At 45.3% G+C, this 20,662-nt stretch carries 19 protein-coding genes and 1 tRNA gene; 6 read left to right on the top strand and 14 right to left on the bottom strand.

Features of this window, described 5'->3' with window-relative positions; genetic code table 11:
* Window positions 1-55: 55 nt before the first annotated feature.
* The 10 genes from Q4Q46_RS07245 to motY all read right to left on the bottom strand — a co-directional run bounded on the left by Q4Q46_RS07245 (window position 56) and on the right by motY (window position 9,534).
* Window positions 56-131: transfer RNA gene (locus tag Q4Q46_RS07245), tRNA-Lys, on the bottom strand.
* Window positions 132-273: 142 nt separating this feature from the next.
* Window positions 274-1,023 carry a tol-pal system protein YbgF gene (ybgF, locus tag Q4Q46_RS07240; RefSeq protein WP_106650236.1) on the bottom strand — a complete coding sequence of 250 codons (750 nt, stop codon included), beginning with the start codon at window positions 1,021-1,023 and terminating at the stop codon, window positions 274-276.
* 24 nt (window positions 1,024-1,047) lie between these two features.
* A complete protein-coding gene (gene pal / locus Q4Q46_RS07235; protein WP_220592695.1) occupies window positions 1,048-1,584 on the bottom strand; it encodes a peptidoglycan-associated lipoprotein Pal in 537 nt (178 codons plus the stop codon).
* A 46-nt stretch (window positions 1,585-1,630) separates the two neighbouring features.
* Entirely contained in the window at window positions 1,631-2,959 is a 1,329-nt protein-coding gene (gene tolB / locus Q4Q46_RS07230) for a Tol-Pal system beta propeller repeat protein TolB (protein WP_006081255.1), read from the bottom strand.
* 13 nt (window positions 2,960-2,972) lie between these two features.
* Window positions 2,973-3,983: a cell envelope integrity protein TolA gene (gene tolA / locus Q4Q46_RS07225; RefSeq protein WP_106650234.1), complete on the bottom strand. Its 1,011-nt coding sequence runs from the start codon at window positions 3,981-3,983 to the stop codon at window positions 2,973-2,975.
* A complete protein-coding gene (gene tolR, locus Q4Q46_RS07220) occupies window positions 3,984-4,418 on the bottom strand; it encodes a protein TolR (protein WP_006081253.1) in 435 nt (144 codons plus the stop codon).
* Entirely contained in the window at window positions 4,418-5,104 is a 687-nt protein-coding gene (gene tolQ / locus Q4Q46_RS07215; RefSeq protein ID WP_006081252.1) for a protein TolQ, read from the bottom strand. The genes tolR and tolQ overlap by 1 nt, the downstream gene beginning before the upstream one ends.
* Entirely contained in the window at window positions 5,094-5,495 is a 402-nt protein-coding gene (ybgC, locus tag Q4Q46_RS07210) for a tol-pal system-associated acyl-CoA thioesterase (protein WP_311905598.1), read from the bottom strand. Before ybgC ends, tolQ begins: the two co-directional genes overlap by 11 nt.
* Before the next feature lie 171 nt (window positions 5,496-5,666).
* Window positions 5,667-7,850 (bottom strand): prolyl oligopeptidase family serine peptidase, encoded by a 2,184-nt coding sequence (locus tag Q4Q46_RS07205; protein ID WP_311905597.1) that lies wholly within the window; start codon window positions 7,848-7,850, stop codon window positions 5,667-5,669.
* An 814-nt stretch (window positions 7,851-8,664) separates the two neighbouring features.
* Window positions 8,665-9,534 carry a flagellar protein MotY gene (gene motY, locus Q4Q46_RS07200; protein WP_063883092.1) on the bottom strand — a complete coding sequence of 290 codons (870 nt, stop codon included), beginning with the start codon at window positions 9,532-9,534 and terminating at the stop codon, window positions 8,665-8,667.
* 141 nt (window positions 9,535-9,675) lie between these two features.
* On the opposite strand from motY, the gene rnt reads away from it, so the two are divergent.
* On the top strand, window positions 9,676-10,347 hold the full coding sequence (rnt, locus tag Q4Q46_RS07195; RefSeq protein ID WP_259566674.1) for a ribonuclease T: 672 nt from the start codon (window positions 9,676-9,678) through the stop codon (window positions 10,345-10,347).
* Between the two features lie 100 nt (window positions 10,348-10,447).
* Here the strand turns inward: rnt and Q4Q46_RS07190 are convergent, their stop codons facing one another.
* Window positions 10,448-11,053, bottom strand: a complete 606-nt coding sequence (locus Q4Q46_RS07190; RefSeq protein ID WP_311905596.1) for a peroxiredoxin C — start codon at window positions 11,051-11,053, stop codon at window positions 10,448-10,450.
* Window positions 11,054-11,441: 388 nt separating this feature from the next.
* Here Q4Q46_RS07190 and Q4Q46_RS07185 point away from each other — a divergent pair, with 388 nt between their 5' ends.
* Complete coding sequence (locus Q4Q46_RS07185) at window positions 11,442-12,761, top strand: Na+/H+ antiporter family protein (protein WP_006081246.1); 1,320 nt, start codon at window positions 11,442-11,444, stop codon at window positions 12,759-12,761.
* Between the two features lie 208 nt (window positions 12,762-12,969).
* Here Q4Q46_RS07185 and Q4Q46_RS07180 read toward each other — a convergent pair whose 3' ends face one another.
* Entirely contained in the window at window positions 12,970-14,376 is a 1,407-nt protein-coding gene (locus tag Q4Q46_RS07180; RefSeq protein ID WP_311905595.1) for a GGDEF domain-containing protein, read from the bottom strand.
* Window positions 14,377-14,647: 271 nt separating this feature from the next.
* Complete coding sequence (gene upp / locus Q4Q46_RS07175) at window positions 14,648-15,274, bottom strand: uracil phosphoribosyltransferase (protein ID WP_006081245.1); 627 nt, start codon at window positions 15,272-15,274, stop codon at window positions 14,648-14,650.
* A 331-nt stretch (window positions 15,275-15,605) separates the two neighbouring features.
* Between upp and purM the strand changes: the two genes are divergently transcribed.
* The 4 genes from purM (at window position 15,606) to Q4Q46_RS07155 (ending at window position 20,114) form a co-directional block, all read left to right on the top strand.
* Window positions 15,606-16,643 carry a phosphoribosylformylglycinamidine cyclo-ligase gene (gene purM / locus Q4Q46_RS07170; RefSeq protein ID WP_311905594.1) on the top strand — a complete coding sequence of 346 codons (1,038 nt, stop codon included), beginning with the start codon at window positions 15,606-15,608 and terminating at the stop codon, window positions 16,641-16,643.
* Window positions 16,643-17,287: a phosphoribosylglycinamide formyltransferase gene (gene purN / locus Q4Q46_RS07165; protein WP_311905593.1), complete on the top strand. Its 645-nt coding sequence runs from the start codon at window positions 16,643-16,645 to the stop codon at window positions 17,285-17,287. The genes purM and purN overlap by 1 nt, the downstream gene beginning before the upstream one ends.
* Window positions 17,288-17,444: 157 nt before the next feature.
* Complete coding sequence (locus tag Q4Q46_RS07160) at window positions 17,445-18,191, top strand: HAD-IIA family hydrolase (RefSeq protein WP_311905592.1); 747 nt, start codon at window positions 17,445-17,447, stop codon at window positions 18,189-18,191.
* 246 nt (window positions 18,192-18,437) lie between these two features.
* Window positions 18,438-20,114 (top strand): M28 family metallopeptidase, encoded by a 1,677-nt coding sequence (locus tag Q4Q46_RS07155; protein WP_311905591.1) that lies wholly within the window; start codon window positions 18,438-18,440, stop codon window positions 20,112-20,114.
* A 138-nt stretch (window positions 20,115-20,252) separates the two neighbouring features.
* On the opposite strand, the gene Q4Q46_RS07150 is transcribed toward Q4Q46_RS07155, so the two are convergent.
* Window positions 20,253-20,465, bottom strand: coding sequence for a hypothetical protein (locus Q4Q46_RS07150; protein ID WP_259482556.1), 213 nt, complete (start codon window positions 20,463-20,465; stop codon window positions 20,253-20,255).
* Window positions 20,466-20,662: the final 197 nt, after the last annotated feature.

Below are 20,662 nucleotides of genomic sequence, written 5' to 3'. Positions count from 1 at the left end.
GTACTACTGCCTATCTCGCTAAATACCACTAACTTATTCTATTTATTAGAGTAAGTGGTGGGTCGTGAAGGATTCGAACCTTCGACCAATTGGTTAAAAGCCAACTGCTCTACCGACTGAGCTAACGACCCATTTACTGGTATTTTACGCCCCGAACGACCTCGCCGCTCTGAGGGCGCCTATAATACCTTTTTCATCTTCTCATGCAAGCGCAAATTCCCAATTTTTTGTCGTTTGCATGAAAAACAGACTAAGAGTATGTTTTTTGGTTAATTACGCTTTAATTGCAGCCAGTTGCTGCTGTGCAATGCGTGCTGCTGCGCTGTTTGCGTAATCTTTGACGACTTGTTGGTAGTATTGCGTCGCCCCAGCCTTGTCACCGGTTTTCTCGGCGATCATGCCAAGCTTCACTAAACTGTCACCGCGTTTATTAGAATCACTAAAACGGTCAACCACAGTTTTGAAGGCTTGTTTGGCTTCTGCAAACTCGCTCTTATTAAATAACAGCTGTCCTAACCAATAGTTAGCATTCGCGGCATACACAGAATCTGGGTATTGTTTGATAAAAGCACGGAAGGCAGGAATCGCATCATCATACTTACGCTCTTTCAAGACTAAGTTAACCGCACTCTCATAGCTTGCTGTTTCACTTAAACTACTTGAAGCAGCATTCGTCGCGGCGACTGAGGGTGTGGATGTCGCGGCTGCGGCTGCTGGAGCGGCAGATGCCTTTGAGGATAAATTAGCAAGTTCATCATATAACTGACGCTGACGCTGTTGCATCTGCTCAATCTGATAATTCTGTTGTTCGGTTAAACCACGTAAATCGAGTACTTCCTGCTGCAGTGTATCAAGACGGCGCTGCATTTCGAGCTCGCTTTGTTGTCTTGATTTTACAATACGTTCTATGCGAGCAAGTCTGTCATCACCCGAACCACCAGCAATATCTTCCACAGGAGCAGGTGCTGCAACAGCAGCACCTGCACCAAGGAACATTGCCGTAATTAAGACGGCACGTTTCATTGTGTTACTCTCCGAGATTCAATCTTAGTAAACTAAAACTGCACGACGGTTTTTGCCAAAACCTTCATCAGTGCGAGAAAAATCAAGTGGTTTTTCTTCGCCATAGCTGACTATGCTCATTTGGCTTGGCTGTACGCCCATACCTTGTAGGTATTTAGCAACGGCTTTAGCACGACGCTCGCCCAGAGCAATGTTGTACTCAGGCGTGCCACGCTCATCCGCATGACCTTCAATCAGTACGCGCACACTTGGGTGCTCAACTAAGTAAGTGCCATGGGCTTCTAATATTGCGGCGAAATCAGTTTGAACTTCACTGCGGTCAAAGTCGAAGTAAATGATGTGTTGCTTTCTTAAGTCTTCTAACTGCTGGCGTTGTTGCTCTTCAGCAGACAACATTGCGCCTACACCACCAGTTTGAATGCCACCACCATTCAGTTCACTACCTGAACCGTTTGTTGAGCCCATTGCATCAGTTTCTGATTCTGAAGTTGAGCTACATGCACTAAGAGCCATAATTGGAAGTGCTACCAACATAGCTTTTAACAACTTATTCAGATCCATTACGTGTTCCTTATAAAATTAAATGTGATTAAATCAAGGTATAACATTAGAGAAACGGTGACCAAGAAGGTGATTTCACCTCACCTTGACCTGCCGGTAATCTTGCTTTAAAACGTCCATCCGTAGAAACAGCTGCTAATACTTGCTTGCCTTGGTATGTGGTGCCATAGATCACCATAGTACCATTAGGGGCCACACTTGGAGATTCATCCAAACGTGTCGATGTCAGCACCTGCATAAAACGCGTACTTAAATCCATACGCGCAATATTAAATTTACCGTTCGTGCGATTAACAAAAATCATACTGCGACCATCTGGGGTAATTGAACCACCGAGGTTCCATTCACCTTCAAAGGTTTCGCGACTCACTTTACCAGAGCTCAACTCTACGCGATAAATCTGTGGTCTACCACCGCGCTCTGATGTAAAAATCAGCGATTTTCCATCAGGATACCATGATGGCTCAGTATCGATAGCATAGTGATTGGTAATACGCTTAATCGCTTTAGTTGCAATATCTATGATGTAAATTTCAGGCTGACCGTCTTTAGATAAAGTCACAGCCAAAGATTTACCATCGGGTGAGAACGCCGGCGCACCGTTAATACCAGGGAAAGAGCTCACTTTAGTGCGCACTTGGGTATAAAGGTCTTGCACGAAGATCTCAGCTTTTTTGTTTTCAAAGCTTACGTACGCTAGACGACGACCATCGGGTGACCAAGTCGGTGACATCAACGGCTCTGGCGAGCGCAGTAACATTTGTTCATTGACGCCATCATAATCAGCAACCATCAATTGATATGGGGCTTTTTGAGTATGATTGACCACAACATAGGAGATCCGCGTTAAGAATGCGCCGCGAATACCAGTTAACTTTTCATAGACGATATCGCTGATCCTGTGTCCATATTGGCGAAATTGCGCCGCTGAAATCACAGTTTGACGGCTGTCCATCAAAAATTCTGTTGCACTAACTGGGCCTTTCAACGCTTGGTTTTGGGCTTTGACTAAATCAATTAAATCAAAGCTCACCAAATATTGATCGGTACCATAAGGTTTAACGGTGCCTAGCACTAACGCTTCGGCGCCAACACTTGACCAAGAATTAGCTTGAAACTGTGCCACAGTGCCAATATTACGCTGAGGCAGCCCAAGTTCGTCTAAAGGTTTAAACGTACCGCTACGCACTAAGTCTGACATCACTACATCCGCAATCGCTTGCGGCGCGGCGCCAGGACCTTGCCAAACAAAAGGCATCACAGCGATAGGACGCGCAGCGTCAACACCTTCTGTGATCACAATATCCAATGCCGCTTTTGCGGGGGTGGTGCAAAGCAGAACCGCCAATGCTAACCATTTTGCCAATATTTTCATGGGACTCCTTTAATTAAAACGTTGGTTCAACGATTAAGTTAATTTCTTTCATCAAGTTATAAACCGCAGGGTCCGGAGACACTGGCAATTTACCCGCCTTCAAAATCGCTGCTTTTGCTGCACGACAAACATTTGGATCACCGCCTTTAGTCTGACTGCTGATCACAAAACCATCATTTGCTAATCGTACAGAGACAGTACAAGTCTTGCCACGCATAGATTCATCCACCACCAAATTTCGTTGGATAGTCGATTTAATCATTGCCTGATACTTACCCACTTCACTCTGCATCTGCTTATTCATGGTTTGCGACAATGCCGCCTGCTCCGCTGCTAATGCATCAGCCATTTCTTGCTCCTGCTGGGCGCGGGCTTTGGCTTCAGCATCCGCTTTGGCCTTAGCATCTGCTTTCGCTTTAGCTTCGGCCTTGGCTTTCGCTTCTGCATCAGCCTTAGCTTTATCAGCTTTGGCCTTAGCTTCCGCCTCCTTCTGCTTACGATCGGTCTCGGCTTTTGCTGCTGCAGCTTCTTCCACTTTGCGTTTTTCCGCAGCTTTCTGCGCGGCATCTTCAGCGACTTTACGCTCCTGCTCTTTCAGCTTACGGTCGGCTTCGGCTTTAACTGCTTTTTCCTTTTCCTGCTGCTGTTTTACTTGAGCGAGCTTGGCCGCTTCGTTGGCCTTTTGGGTTTCAATTTCCTGCTGCTTACGTTCTTGCTCTAGCTTTTTAATTTGAGCCTGTTCACGTTCGCGCGCTTGCTTCGCTTCTTGCGCTTTGCGCTCAAGCTCGGCTTGGCGTTCTTGCTCACGGCGCTCGGCATCACGCTTTTCTTGCTTAAGTTTCTCAACTTGATTAGCGACTTTTTGCTGATCAACCATCACAGCTTTAACCGCTGGCGCACTAACTTGTTGCATAGGCTCAGGTTTGTGAGAGAAATCGATCCCCAACGCCAGAATAATTATCACGCCAATATGAATACCCGCTGAAATTGACAGAGGTAATGTTACATCTGACTTATCTGCCACCTATTTCTCCTTGGGTGAATCCGTCATCAAACCGACTGATGGCACGCCAGCACCTTGCAAGGTAACCATCAACTGAATCACTTTATCGTAAGGAATATTTCTATCGGCCTTAACCACCACGGGACGCTCAGGCTCTGTCACCATAAGCGCAGCAACTTCCGTCGCGAGCTCTTCCAAGTCCATAGGTACGTTGGTCGAACCGCCTTTATTCAGATAATAATCACCATCACCGTCAATCGAAGCTACCACAGGTGGCTTACTGTCAGCAGGTAAAACTTCCGCTGCCCCTTGAGGCAGCTCCACTTTTACCCCTTGGGTGACTATGGGCGCTGTTACCATAAAAATAATTAACAGCACGAGCATCACGTCGATATAGGGCACCACGTTGATTTCGGCAACGGGGCGACGACGTTTGCGCTGATAAGCTGGTTGCATTATGCCCCTTCCTTCTCACTGTATGCCTGGCGATGCAAAATGCTGGAGAACTCTTCCATAAAGTTTGCGTAGGCCATTTCTAATTTATCAACTTGAGTCGAAAAACGGTTGTACGCAATAACCGCTGGGATCGCTGCAAATAGACCCATAGCCGTTGCAATCAAGGCTTCAGCAATACCTGGGGCCACCATAGCTAAGGTCGCGTTTTCCATCGAACCAATGGCGATAAATGAATTCATAATCCCCCATACCGTACCAAATAAACCGATATAAGGGCTAGTCGAACCTATGGTCGCTAATAAGGGTAAGTTTGCTTCTAACTTTTCCATTTCGCGAGAAAGTGTCACACGCATCGCACGTGATGTACCGTCCATCACAGCATCAGGCACTTTGCTATTTAATTTATTCAGGCGTGAATATTCCTTAAAGCCAGTCACAAATAATGACTCTAAACCGCTATTATCTGGACGAGTCGATAATTCTTTATATAAACGGTTTAAATCAACGCCAGACCAAAATTTATCTTCAAACTTCGCCGATTTACTTTTTGCGGATGTCAGTAAGCTACGGCGTTGTAAAATCACCGTCCAAGACATCACTGACAAGCAAAGTAAGGTGAACATAACAAATTTCACTAATAAACTGGCTTGTAAAAATAACCCAACAATCGACATATCAGCTTGCACTGTCAAACTCCTGCACAATATTTAAGGGAATAGCTCGGGGACGCATTCGTGACAGCACAACACAAACAACCAGCACTGTGCCTTCACAATAACAGTCTCCCTGTTTATCGACCAAGCGTTGATGAAAGATCAACGAGGCCTTTTTCAACTCTATGACCTTAGTTTCAACAATAAGGTTCTGTTCAAAACGTGCCGCTTTGCGAAAATCTAATTCCGCACGCTTTACCACAAAGGCGGTATCGTCGGCTAAAAGCGCAGTCTGACTCACGCCAAGGGCTTTTAGCCACTCGGTTCTCGCCCGCTCAAAAAAGTTGAGATAGTTCGAATGATAGACAACGCCGCCAGCGTCGGTGTCTTCGTAATAGACTGAAATAGGCCAATGAAACATCATTTGAAAATAAGCAAATTTTGGTTGAAAAATTGACGCTTACTATACCTAGGGAAACAAGACTTGTGAATGACCCGACGAAGATATAGATAGGAATAGCGCGGGTTTCAGATGAATAGGAGCAATTGTAAAAGACAATGGGGTCAAAGGACCCCATTTTATTAACATAGTTAGTTATTTTGCGATAGTTTGTGGCAGTGTTAAGCCAAAACTCTGCCACAAGAAACTGTAGATATCGGCAAATTCGTCAATCTTCATCGCCGTCGGTTTACCGGCTCCGTGACCCGCATTGGACTCAATACGCATAATCACAGGTTCAGCACCTTGTTGCTTATCCTGCAACATGGCCGCAAACTTGAAACTGTGCAATGGCACAACGCGATCATCATGATCGGCCGTCATCACCATAGTCGCTGGGTAAGCTTGCGCTTTTACATTGTGATAAGGCGAATATGCTAATAGCGCAGGGAATTGATCTGCTTTATCGGCACTGCCATATTCACTCGTCCAAGCCCAACCGATAGTGAACTTATGGAAGCGCAGCATATCCAGAACGCCCACCGCAGGTAATACCGCGGCGAAAAGTTCAGGACGTTGAGTCACCGCAGCGCCCATCAACAGACCACCGTTACTGCGGCCATAGGCACCTAACTTAGTGCTATTCGTGTATTTCTCACTCACTAGATATTCCGCGGCAGCAAAATAGTCATCAAACACATTTTGCTTTTTATCGAACATCCCCGCTTGATGCCAGCTTTCGCCGTATTCAGCGCCGCCACGTAAACTCGGCACAGCGTAAATACCGCCCATATCTAACCAAGCAATGTTGGCAGGACTAAAGCGTGGTGTCATCGAAATGGCAAAACCACCATAGGCATACAGTAATGTTGGGTTTTGACCGTTCTTCACTAGGCCTTTTTTATAGGACAGCATCATAGGAACACGCGTGCCGTCTTTGCTGCTATAAAACACTTGCTCAGAAACATAGTCATCGGGATTAAACGATACTTTAGGTTTGGCAATTACGCTTGATTCAGCGGTTTTAAAGTCAAACTTATAGGTGGTTTCAGGTTGAATATAGCTATTAAACACATAATAGAAATAGTCTTTGCTTGCTTTACCAAAAGGCCCAGCCACATTGCCTTGACCGGGTAATGCTACGTCTTGGCGTTTCTGCCCCCCCATGCTGTAAATCGATAATTGGCCTAATACATCGTGTAAATAACTCACCACTAAATGGTCATTAATTATGGCGACGTTATTTATCGGATCAGTAGACTCTGGAATAATGGTTTGCCATTGGGATTTATCGCTATTACGGGTATCAATCGCAATCACTTTACCGTTAGGCGCATCTAAGTCGGTTTTAAAATAAAACACTGAACCATCATTACCGAGAAACTCATATTCAGCTTCTAAGTTGAGGATCAATTCCACCACTTGTGATTTAGGCTCAAATAAGGATTTATAGAAGAAACGATTACGCTTATCCGTACCTTGAGAAATCGACAGTAATAAGTATTCGCCTTTCTCGGATACCTCGATACCAAAGCCCCAATCTTTATTCTGTGGGCGCTCGTAAATCAATAAATCTTGGCGCTGATCTGTGCCTAATTTATGGTAATACACTTTTTGGTTGAAATTAACGTCGGCTAAGACATCTCCACCCGCAGGGGCATCATAGCGAGCATAAAACACACCTTGGTTTTCTTTATCCCACACTGCGCTAGAAAATTTAATCCATTTCAATTCATCGGCAAGTTTCTTACCGGTTGCGATATCAACAAACTGCCATTGCTGCCAATCTGAGCCCGAATTTGACACACCATAGGCTAAAATTTTACCGTCGTTACTCACTGCAACACCTGATAGCGCCACAGTGCCATCCGCTGACAGTTTGTTTGGATCGAGAACTGGCTTTTCAACGCCATCTAACCCTTTGACATACAAAACAGATTGCGCCTGCAGGCCATCATTACGGTAGTAAAATTGATTGTCGCCATTCTCAAATGGGGCGGAGACTTTTTCGTAATTCCACAGCTCAGTGATGCGATCGACCACTGCTTGTTTATTGGGGATCTTGGCTAAATAGGCTTGACCGAAGGCTTGTTGTTCTTTTACCCAAGCTTCCGTTTCTGGCGTATTGGCCTCTAAATGGCGGTAAGGATCCGCCACGGTAACACCGTGAATGGTTTCGACGAGATCATCTTTTTGAGTCACAGGGTAAACCAATTTATTTGCGCTTGCCTGCTCAGTCGAATTTTGTTCAGGTGCATTGCCACTTTGGCAGGCACCGAGTGCCATTCCCAATGTGGCCACTAACAAACCTTGCTTTGCAAGGCGAAATCTTAATGCCATCTTGTTATCGTCCTTCTTGTGGTTTCGGGCTTAAGGCCTTTTCAGCAAGTACTATACAAGCAAAAAAAATCATGGCAATGCCGTAACTTAATAAGAAGATTTTTAGGTTGTATCGCAGATTTAACAAAATGGCAGCAAGGATAAGCTTATTGAAGTGTATTATTATGCACTAATAGTGATTTATAAGTTATTAATCAAGGTAAATAGTGACTTAAGTGATATAGATCACCTTTACCTTCATTAGAATTACTAATGTTTATGGGCAATTTTTCTCGTTTGTTTTACCGCCGAGTTCACCATAGAATGTGCTTGTTTTCAGGAGATACCTGCTTGCAGATATCGAAAACAAAGAACTTTTAAACTGGTGTGTTCCCAACACTTCAGTTTCTTCCCTGGTTCTTATGCTTGACTTCCTTCCTTCAATTTGTTGATTGCAAATGCATTATTTTTGCGGCCCGCTTAGTTTAAGCGGGCTTTTTTTTTATCCATTTCAAACACCATCCTACTTACGACGATATCAGGCTTTATGCCGCTATCACTATTCATGCCCTCACCCCAGTTAAGTTGTCTAAGGTGCTTAACGGTTACCTGCTCGCGAATATCACAAATAAGAAAAACTCATAATCCTATTCAAAGCTCGCTGATGCTGCAAAGGTTGAGGTTGAGGTTGAGGTTGAGGTTGAGCGAAATACTGCCAAGCTATCCAAAAATAACCATCTCCGCATCCAGAAATGACAATGCCAAGTCAGTGACTTGGCATTGGATTAGGTTTAACTATATTGATGTAGCACAGGTTAAACACTGCGCAAATGCACTACAAAGGCTTACTTATCCGTATCACAACGCGGCGGTTACGTGCCCTTTCGTCCATATCATCGTTCGAAGCCACATGACGGCGCTCACCGTGCCCTACAGTAACGATACGATCTTGCGGAATACCACTGGCAACAAAGAAATCTTTTACCGACTCAGCCCGTTTATCTGAGACTTTTTGGTTAACTGAACGGCCACCGTAACTATCGGTATACGCATCCACCAGCACTAGCTCCACCAAAGGATCATAGGCTAAGTATTCTTGAACCCGAGATAGTTGCTGCTGGGAGAAACGAGTTAAATCGGTTCCGCCTTCATCATAGTTCAGCACAGTAAATGCGATATCTTCAAAACTATAGGGCAACAGGTGCGCTAGACAAGCTTTGAACTCGCTATATTTACGGCCAAAATTAACCGATGACAAACCCACAGCGATCTTATTTGACTCGTTATACCAATCGGCATAGTAAAACGTCGGTTCCATCCCGCGACTCAACTCAGCCAACATAGACCAAGCAGCACGTTTAGGCACCTCACCATTAAAGTACTTTTGATAATGCAGTGACGTGATCTCTTTTGAGACCACTCCCGGACGCCACTGCGGCGCGCGACTAATTAACTTAGCTTGCGTGACTTGGTCCGGCTTTACCCACATGTCTAAGGTAAAATTCATATTTTGCTGCTTACCCGCTTCGCTGGTAAAAATCGCTTTACCGTAGGAAGGGATATCGTGCTCGAGGCGACAAACGATGGGAGAATTCTCGCTCACTCGCCATTGGGAATCACTTAAAGAGGCGACATAATGGCGCAACTCTGCCGTTGCAGTTGCTGGAACGCATAAAATTGATACTAATATCAGTTTTCGCCACATAGCCTTTACTCATGTTTAATCGGTTACATGGCTTTATCGGCAAACTATTTAGTTCCTTTAGCTCATAAAACCATCAATCAAGCATGACACACCCCAACACATTTAGCATAATAGCGCCCTGTGAATTTTCTAGAGTACTTTATGAGTGACATTTGCGACGCGAACAAATTGAAATACCGATTTCGAGGCTACTTTCCCGTAGTCATTGATGTCGAAACTGCGGGCTTCAACTCTCAAACCGATGCGTTGCTAGAAATTGCCGTCACCCTACTGAAAATGGACAATGAAGGCGTGATAGGAATCGACAAAACCCTACACTTCCACATTGAGCCCTTTGAAGGCGCAAATTTAGAACCCGAAGCGTTAGCATTCAACGGCATTGATCCCACTAATCCGTTACGCGGAGCTGTGAGCGAGAAAGAAGCTTTTTTAGAAATCTTTAAAGCGGTGAAAAAAGCCCAAAAAGCCTCTGACTGCCATCGCAGTATCATAGTGGCGCATAATGCCGCTTTTGATCATGGTTTTGTGAGTAAGGCGATTGAACGTTGCGACTTAAAACGCTCACCGTTTCATCCTTTTGCTACTTTCGATACTGCTACACTCGCCGGACTTGCCATTGGTCATACCGTACTTGCCAAAGCATGCATCATGGCGGGCATTCCCTTCGATAATAAAGAAGCCCATTCTGCGCTATATGATACCGAACGTACCGCAGAGCTTTTTTGTCACATAGTGAATCGTTGGAAATCATTAGGCGGTTGGCCGTTACTGACCGTGGATGAGCAGGATACACAAAGCGGTACTGAGGCATAAATTTAGCGGTTCACACTAGATCTTAAGCCATTTAAAAACAAAAAAGCTGCCATTGGCAGCTTTTTTCATTTAACAGGCGACTGTGATTAGCAAATACTAATTACAGTGAGCTTGCGTTTTCAGACAGGTAAGCAGCAACACCTTCAGTGCTTGCATTCATACCTTTATCGCCTTTTTCCCAGCCAGCAGGACATACATCACCGTGCTCTTCGTGGAATTGCAGTGCGTCGATCATACGTAGCATTTCATCAACGTTACGGCCTAATGGCAGATCGTTAACAACTTGGTGACGAACCATGCCTTCTTTGTCGATCAGGAATGAACCACGGAAAGCCACACCCGCTTCTGGATGCTCAACATCGTATGCTTTACAGATTTCATGTTTAACGTCAGCCACTAACGCGTACTTAACTTGGCCAATACCGCCTTTTTCAACTGGGGTGTTGCGCCATGCGTTGTGAGTGAACTGAGAATCAATAGACACACCGATCACTTCTACGCCACGCTTAGTGAACTCTTCCATGCGGTGATCAAATGCGATCAACTCTGATGGACAAACGAAAGTGAAGTCAAGTGGATAGAAGAATACGACTGCTGGTTTGCCTTTGATGGCTGCAGTTAAGTTGAAGCTATCAACGATTTCGCCAGAACCTAATACAGCTGCAGCAGTAAAATCAGGAGCCTGACGGCCTACTAATACGCTCATTTTATATCTCCATCTATGAGTTGAACTAAGTGTAAGGCAAGATGCCCTCAAATCAGTATGCTCTCCTCAACCTAGGTCGAGTTAAATCCTTACCGATTAAAAGGTGTTCTTACCAATCAAATCTTTAGGCATTATAAGTCGTGTGCTGTGCCTTACAACCTATTTAAGACCAATATCACATTTTTCAAGGGCATTTCCGTTTTGCCTGACTAAGGATAGAGCAATCTGCGTATCCTGTGTGCGGAGCAATCCACATTCGGCTAACAGACAAAACCCAGCATGATCACATTTTCAGATATTTTTCAGATAAGCCCTCGGCAAACTGGACATCGACAGCCTTTGCAGTCAAAAATAGCGTCTTTGGCTTAAAGAATTAAGAAAATTGACTATGAATGCAGTCGTTATTGCAGTGTGCTTAATGTTGGCACTCAGTTTAGCTAGGGTGAATGTAGTTATCGCCCTCACCGTGAGCGCCCTTGTGGCGGGACTTGTGGGCGGAATGGATCTGCACCAAACCATAGATGCCTTTAATACGGGCTTAGGTGGCGGCGCGCAAATTGCGCTCAGTTATGCATTATTAGGTGCCTTCGCTGTCGCACTATCGCACTCAGGCTTAACCACGCTTATCTCAAGAAGCATCATCAGTAGTCTTGGGCAAGATCCTAATCCCACCAACACTAACTGGGTTCGCTGGTTACTGCTGTTATCGCTACTTGTCATGTCGATGGCCTCGCAGAATATTTTACCTATTCATATCGCCTTCATTCCGATTTTAGTGCCACCCCTGTTACATGTAATGACCAAGCTGAACATCGACCGTCGTTTAGTCGCCTGTGTTTTGACCTTTGGTCTGGTCACAACCTATATGATTTTACCGATTGGATTTGGTGGCATTTTCTTAAATGACATTCTGCTTTCCAACTTAACCAGCAATGGCTTAGCGGCTGTACGTGAGCAAATTCCACCAGCCATGTTAATTCCAGCGGCGGGCATGATAGTTGGTTTACTGACAGCTGTGTTTATCAGTTACCGTAAACCTCGGATCTACGATGAAGCCAAAGTATTGGTTGCTGAGCCAGAAGAAACCCTCAACAAACGCAATATTATCATTGCCGCAGTGGCGATATTAGCCACCTTAGTGGTGCAACTTGAAACCGATTCGATGATTTTTGGCGCCCTAGTCGGCTTCATGATTTTCAGTTTCTCGGGCGCCTTAAAGCATGTCGCCGACCAAGATATTTTCAATCAAGGCGTGCGTATGATGGCCAATATCGGTTTTATCATGATTTCAGCCGCTGGCTTTGCCGCGGTAGTGAAAGAAACCGGTGAAGTGGGCACGCTTGTGGCTTCGCTTAGCGACATCATTGGGGATAATAAAGCCCTCGCCGCCTTCTTGATGCTGCTAGTAGGTCTACTGATCACTATGGGGATCGGCTCGTCTTTCTCCACTATTCCGATTATCGCGACGATTTATGTGCCATTGGCGTTAAGTTTTGGTTTTTCAGTGGCGGCGACAATCGCGTTAGTCGGCACCGCTGCGGCGCTGGGTGATGCGGGCTCGCCAGCATCGGATTCCACCTTAGGGCCTACTGCGGGTTTGAATGCCGATGGGCAACACGACCACATTCGTGACAGCGTGATCCCCACCTTCATCCACTACAATATTCCACTGTTAGTGTTTGGCTGGATTGCAGCCATGGTGTTGTAAACACGATTGAATAGATTGAATAGCAGTAATAGAAAGTAATGACAGCGCGGACATTGTCCGCGCTGTTTTTTTATTGCTGGCTGCAACTTTATAGCGGTCACGTGACGCGTTAATTCACTCGATGCTTAACCTAATAGCTAACTCAATATCAATAGTTAACGCAATCTCAATAGTTAACGCAATAATAGCCTGATAACTAACATGATAGTTACCGTGTCGCTTCGAGCTTGCAGCTACCCTGCTTATTCTTTTTATCCTCATACAGCGCTTTATCCGCCGCTTGCAGCACGGCCTCAAAGTTAGCATAGTCTTGCGAATCAGCGACACCGCAGGAAACGGTCAACACATTTAAAAATTGTCGCTCTGCCACAGCTTGACGTAAATGTTCAGCCAATACCAAAGCCCGTTCAAAAGTACAATTAGCTAAGATGACGACAAACTCATCACCGCCGGTTCTGATTAACAAATCGTTTTCTCGAAATACGCCGCGCATTGCATCGACAATTTGCATGATCGCCATGTCCCCGAGTTTATGCCCGTAGGTATCATTAATGGTTTTGATTTTATCGCCATCCACACAGATCACTGCGTAATGCCCCTTCGTTGCGACATCAAACAGTGCGGTCTCATAGACTTTCTTATTGTAGGTGCGAGTAAAAGCATCCAATAACATCGCTTCACTAAACCGTTGACGCTCAGTACGAAGTTTCCTAAAACGATTGATATTAATTTGAACGAAGAAGATCACAATAGATAACAAAAACCACAGGGGCAAATTCCACACAATAAAACGAAATATACTGATTTTGTATGTCAGTGAAGTCATGTTATCTAAATGATTTGTCATCGAATAAAACAAGAACTCCGGCGTCAGTTCAGCCCAAAGGCTATCTGTCGTGATCACCAACTCAGTGCCATAATCGGTATTGCGCCATTCCACATGTTTATTACGCATAAAACCCGACGTCATAAAGGCCGTGTCGGCAATCACATCACCAATAAAATGATTAGGATCGCTAGATGATGTAATCGGCGAGGCCATAGATAAAATGACTTTACCAGTCACTTCATCCTGATAAGGAATGGATAACACTATGCCATCGGCCAAGGACTCTGGCGTCGCGTCTTTCGCACAATAGTGCAGGCTCAGACAAAACTCATTTGTCGAAGTACGGTCATTAATCAGCCGCGCTTTTACGTCCTCAGGGATTGGGGTAGCAAAATACACAGCATCACTACGATAAAGCCCCACATACAGGAAAATATCTTCTGCATTTGTCTTTTTACTGGAGTAGAGATAATCAAAGTAGCGTAAGACTTGCGCTTCTTCAGCAGAAAGCTCCACCCCTTGGGGCAGCATTAATCGGGTGGGATCGAGCTGAAAAGGCGCTAAAGAAGATTTATTGAAATCAATGATGTCGTGCAGGGATAAGCTTTTACCGAGCAGTTCAATATAGCTCGGTGTGATTTGCTTGGTTTTTACAAAAGACACAAAGGATTGGTGTTCTCTATCGATTTTAAACGGCAATAGGATCAACAAGAATATGACAAATAACAGGGTCGCAAGTGCAAGTGACCGACGTAATAACAACCAGTTGAGTGCCGAATGTCCCATAATCCCTCTTAATCCTTGTTATACCGACAATATGCCTTGACCAAAACTTAAGTAATGCCCCATTAAACCACAAAATAAACCAATAAAAACAACTGCAATTGCGAATAACTATTTGTCTTAATGCTAAACTTTAGCAGCTTAAAACAAAGTTGTTATAACTGTGGCGAACAAAAAAACAAAAAGGGAGCCTAGGCTCCCTTACTGAGTACATCCGCTCAACTGAGCATCAGCTACGCTAATTATTTAGCAACTTGATTTTTAACAGCTTTGGTTATTTAGTACCAAAGATTTTATCGCCCGCATCACCAAGACCTGGCAGGATATAGCCCTTCTCATTGAGGCACTTATCGATAGCAGCGGTATATAACTCGATATCAGGATGCGCCGCTTCTAACGCTTTGATCCCTTCAGGTGCAGCCACTAACACTAAGGCTTTGATTGAAGTACAACCGCGTTTCTTCAATAAGTCGACGGTCGCAATCATAGAGCCACCAGTCGCGAGCATTGGGTCGACAACTAAGGCGATACGCTCGTTCATGTCACTGGCGAGTTTTTCAAAATATGGCACAGGCTCAAGGGTTTCTTCGTCACGGTAAATGCCGACAACTGAAATACGCGCACTTGGGATATGCTCAAGTACACCGTCCATCATGCCCAAACCCGCACGTAAAATCGGCACAACAGTGACTTTTTTACCTTTGATTTGGTCGACTTCAACCGGACCGTTCCAGCCTTCAATCGTCACCGTTTCAGTTTCGAAATCTGCGGTAGCTTCATAGGTTAATAAACTGCCCACTTCGGCGGCTAGCTCACGGAAACGTTTAGTGCTAATGTCACCTTCGCGCATTAAACCGATTTTGTGACGCACTAAAGGATGTTTAACCTCGACAACTTTCATTTTTCTCTCCTACTTTATTTTTCGGCGTATTATTTTAGGCAAATTTTTCAGATTCTAGTTGATTTGTTTACTAGGTAAAACATAAAGTTTTGCCACTAGGCCTAATCGTGAGCTATCTCCCAAGAATAATTCCCAATCGCCTAAGATACGTACCTTAATTTACTATTTTGTGACCAATCTCAAGACCTCAGAAACTGAAATACAGTTTTACTCGGCCAAAAATACTCCGCCGAGGAGCATAAATCCAAATCATGACTTTCGACCCCTAGCACAAGCTGGTAGAATACCGCCGCATAAAATCCAATAACGATGTACCCGAGAGGATCCCTCCGTGAGCACACCTACCCCACTGAGCTATAAAGATGCCGGCGTTGATATTGATGCAGGTAATGCACTGGTAAGTAACATTAAAGCAGCCGTTAAACGTACCCGTCGTCCAGAAGTTATGGGCAACTTAGGTGGTTTTGGCGCCCTGTGTGAAATCCCCACTAAATACAAGCAACCGGTTTTAGTGTCTGGCACCGACGGTGTTGGAACTAAATTGCGTTTAGCCATCGACTATAAAAAACACGACACTGTCGGCATAGACTTAGTTGCTATGTGTGTGAACGATTTAATCGTTCAAGGCGCTGAGCCACTGTTTTTCCTCGATTACTATGCGACAGGCAAGCTGGATGTTGAAACCGCGACGTCTGTCGTCAACGGTATCGGCGAAGGTTGTTTCCAATCTGGTTGTGCGTTAATCGGCGGTGAAACCGCTGAAATGCCAGGCATGTACGAAGGTGAAGATTACGACCTAGCAGGTTTCTGCGTAGGCGTAGTTGAAAAAGCCGACATCATTGACGGTAGCAAAGTTGCTGCGGGTGATGCGCTTATCGCATTAGCCTCGAACGGCCCTCATTCAAATGGTTACTCTTTAGTACGTAAAGTATTAGAAGTGAGCCAAGCAGACCCTCAACAAGATCTCAATGGCAAACCGCTAATTGAACATCTACTTGAGCCAACCAAAATTTACGTGAAATCATTGCTAAAACTGATCGCAGCATCAGACGTACATGCAATGGCACACATTACTGGCGGCGGCTTCTGGGAAAACATCCCACGCGTACTGCCAGATAATTTAAAAGCGGTTATCCAAGGTGATTCATGGCAATGGCCTGCTGTTTTCAGTTGGTTAATGGAAAATGGCAACATTGCAGAATACGAAATGTATCGCACCTTCAACTGTGGCGTCGGCATGTTGGTCGCGCTACCAGCCGATAAAGTGGATGCAGCACTTGCATTACTGGCTGCTGAAGGCGAACAAGCTTGGCTGATCGGTGCTATCGCAGATCGTGAAGGCAATGAAGAGCAAGTGGAGATCCTGTAATGCCCCAGAGCTGTCGTGTAGTTGTATTAATTTCCGGAAATGGCAGTAACCTGCAAGCGATTATCGACGGTTGCGACGATAACCTGCAGGCCGAAGTTGTCGGAGTCATCAGTAATAAACCCGATGCCTATGGCCTAGTGCGCGCCCATCATGGCGAAATTGATACCAGCTGCGTGATAGCTCACCAAGGTGAATCTCGCTCTGAATACGATGCACGTTTAATGACAGTAATTGAACAGTACCAACCCGATTTAATCGTGTTGGCAGGATTTATGCGGATCTTAACCGATGATTTCGTGAATCATTACCTAGGTCGCATGATCAATATCCATCCGTCACTGTTACCGAAATACACTGGCTTAAACACCCATCAACGTGCCATTGACGCTAACGACAGCGAACATGGTGCCAGCGTGCATTTTGTCACGCCAGAGCTGGATGCAGGTCCTGTGATTTTACAGGCCAAAGTGCCTGTTTATGAAGAAGATACCGCTGACATGCTCGCCGCACGCGTGCATGAACAAGAACATGCCATTTATCCACTCGTGGTGAAATGGTTTAGTCAGCACCGTCTTAACATGCAAAACGGCCAAGCCTATCTTGATGGCACTCTTATCGGCCCGAGCGGTTACGCGCCTGATTAGTTCCGCTTAAAAGCAATGGTAGCGAGATCGCAAATGGAGACCTTAGGGTCTCTATTTTTTTAACTATTTTCCACAAAAGCATTGTTTTCTGGGGCAATGTGGCATTAGATAACTTAACGAAAAGTGATTTTTGCTCGGCATGACAAGAGACTATTAGATGAAAAATATTATCTGCGATATCGATGGTGTACTACTGCACGACAATAAACTGATCCCCGGCAGCGACAAATTTATCCAGCGTATTTTAGAACAAGGCAATCCGTTAGTCGTATTGACTAACTATCCCGTACAAACGGGAAAGGATCTGCAAAACCGTTTAAGCGCCGCCGGTATTGATATTCCTGAAGAATGCTTTTATACCTCCGCCATGGCCACCGCCGACTTTTTAAAACACCAAGAAGGCAGCAAGGCCTATGTTATTGGTGAAGGTGCCCTCACCCACGAACTCTACAAAGCAGGCCTTACCATAACCGACATCAACCCTGACTTTGTGATTGTCGGTGAAACCCGCTCCTACAACTGGGAGATGATCCATAAAGCCGCGGGCTTCATCGCACGTGGCGCGCGCTTTATTGCCACTAACCCTGATACTCACGGCCCAGCTTACAGCCCTGCCTGCGGCGCTTTATGTTCGCCAATCGAGCGTATTACCGGTAAAAAACCTTTCTACGTGGGTAAACCGAGTGCTTGGATCATTCGCTCAGCGCTAAATCATATTGATGGGCACTCGGAAGACACTGTCATCATCGGCGACAATATGCGTACCGATATTTTAGCGGGCTTCCAAGCGGGGCTTGAAACCATTCTGGTCACCAGTGGCGTGAGTAAACTTGAAGATATCGACAAAGAACCGTTCCGCCCTAACCATGTATTTGCCTGCGCGGGCGACATCGATGTTGTTTAAACAATAATCTAAACCTTTATCTAACCCTGCGTAGCCACTCCTTCTTGCTAGCTAGCCATTCCAACATTTCCCATGCAATACGCCTAGCCCAAAGGCGTATTGCATAGGGTAAAGCAACATTAAGTAACACATTCACCTGCCGCTCAGCCTTGTGGCTCGCAGCGGCTTGCTTCATGATAAGCCTCGCTTCTGATTGATTAACAGAAATCTAAAATTCCTTAATTAAAACAACAGTAGGATTAACCTATGCGACGTCTGTATCCACTCTGTGCGCTGGCTATGCTCAGTGCCTGTAGTCCGAATTCATCCCAATCCGATGGCAACAGTACTTTGGCTGAACTTAAAACAGTGCAGTTTAATGAAGCGCGCTTTAGAAATGATATTAAAGCCCTGTCATCCGATGAATTTGAAGGTCGAGCACCGACCACTCACGGTGAAAAACTCACCTTGGACTATTTGACTAAAGCCTTTACAGAAATGGGGCTCAAGGGCGCGTACCAAGGTAGCTTTTTGCAACCTGTGCCTATGGTGAGCTATACCGCAGATGAAGCGCAGCAAGTTACGCTGGCAGGATTACCCTTTAAATACCGAAAAGATCTGGTGCTCAGCAGTCGCCACGATAACGGTGGCATTAACATTGAAAATGCGCCATTAGTCTTCGTTGGCTATGGGGTGAACGCACCCGAATATGGTTGGAATGATTACCAAGATCTCGACATGAAAGGCAAAATCGCGGTGATCTTAGTGAACGATCCCGGCTTTGCTCGCCCTGACTCGGGTAAGTTCAATGGTAAAGCCATGACCTATTACGGCCGCTGGAGTTATAAGTTTGAAGAGGCCAGCCGTCAAGGCGCCCTCGGTGCACTGATCATCCATGATACTGAGCCCGCCTCTTATCCTTGGTCTGTGGTAGAAAATAGCTGGACTGGGCCACAGCAAGATCTAGTACTGAGTAAAGCCGAACAAGATAGTCGCATTCAAGTCGAAGGCTGGCTTACATTGGACGCAGCAGCCCAACTGTTTGATAAAGCGGGTTTATCACTGCCGAGCTTGATGGCGCGCGCCGCCGACAGCCCAATCAATGTCCCCCTTGAGCAAACTGCCAGTATCGCCTTTAAAAATAAAGCCGAATACGCAAATAGCTACAACGTGGTCGCCACGCTCACCGGCAGCACACAAGCCGACGAGCAAATCCTCTACACCGCCCATTGGGATCACATAGGTAAAGACGAGACGAAAGCAGGCGATCAGATCTACAACGGCGCCATGGACAACGCCTCGGGCACTGCCGGTATTCTCGAAATCGCCAGACAATTAGCCGACAATGCGAAACAAGGCCACGGTTTAGCGCGCTCGGTCACCTTTATTGCCACCACAGGTGAAGAACAAGGCTTACTCGGTTCGCGCTATTACGCCGCCAATCCACTTTATCCTATCGACAAAACCGTGGCAGTGTTAAACCTCGACAGCACCAATATCTACGGCAAAACCAAGGATTTTACGATTGTCGGCAAAGGCAAGTCTGAGTTAGAAACTTACCTTATTGATGCGGCGAAACAACAGAACCGCATCGCCATGGGTGAGAAAAATCCCGCTTCGGGCGGTTTCTTCCGTTCAGATCATTTCAGCTTTGCCAAACTGGGCGTCCCAGCCGTCTTTGCCGGCGGCGGTAGCGACCCCGTTGATGAGGCCACGGCGGCTTATAAAACCCAGATGCAAGCCACAATGAAAGGCTGTTATCACAATGTCTGCGATGAATACCATGAAAACTGGGATTTGAGCGGCGCGCTGCAAGATTTGCAAATCTACTACCAAGTCACGCGCACATTGGGCAACAGCAAAGATTGGCCGGGATACTATCAAGGCACAGAGTTCAATAGCCTGCGCCCAGCTAAAACGACGCTGGTGACAGATACAAAATAGCAGCTTGTATCAGTGACAGCTTGTGAGAGGCGACTAGGTTAGTCGTCTCTTATTGACGCCCGCTAGTCGCACCTGCGAAATAAAGCGCCATCTCTGCCTGTAAGCCAAAGCGCCAGACAAGATTGAAAAGCACGTGAATCATTCACGTGCTTTTTTTGTTTTCAGCTCACAAACAATGCAGTTATCGCGAAATATCCATCCTGCCACACTATTCTGCATAGGCTTATGCCATTGGTTGATGTCAAACTCGGCGCATAAATTGATTAAAAATAAAACACTTAAACGAGCCAACTCATTATTTAAGGTCTTTTTTAGCGGTTTTTCTATCATCGACACTTTTTCAAAATACATTGTGAATTCCCCAAAACCCCTCACGCCAAAACAGATAATAAAAACAAATCATCAAAAATAACGCAAATTAAATGAATTATTCTCAAATAAAAGCATTAAACACAAACATCTAAATCAACAAAAACACCAATAAACAGATAAAACATCAAAAATAGTGTTTGGCAAATGCCTAAATTGCTGGCACATTAAACCTCAAT

The sequence above is a fragment of the Shewanella vaxholmensis genome (genome assembly GCF_031932135.1).
In the GTDB taxonomy this organism is placed as follows: Bacteria; Pseudomonadota; Gammaproteobacteria; order Enterobacterales; family Shewanellaceae; genus Shewanella; species Shewanella hafniensis.
The sequence above is the reverse complement of the archived record's forward strand: the minus strand, read 5'-3'. Positions and strand labels throughout refer to the sequence as shown.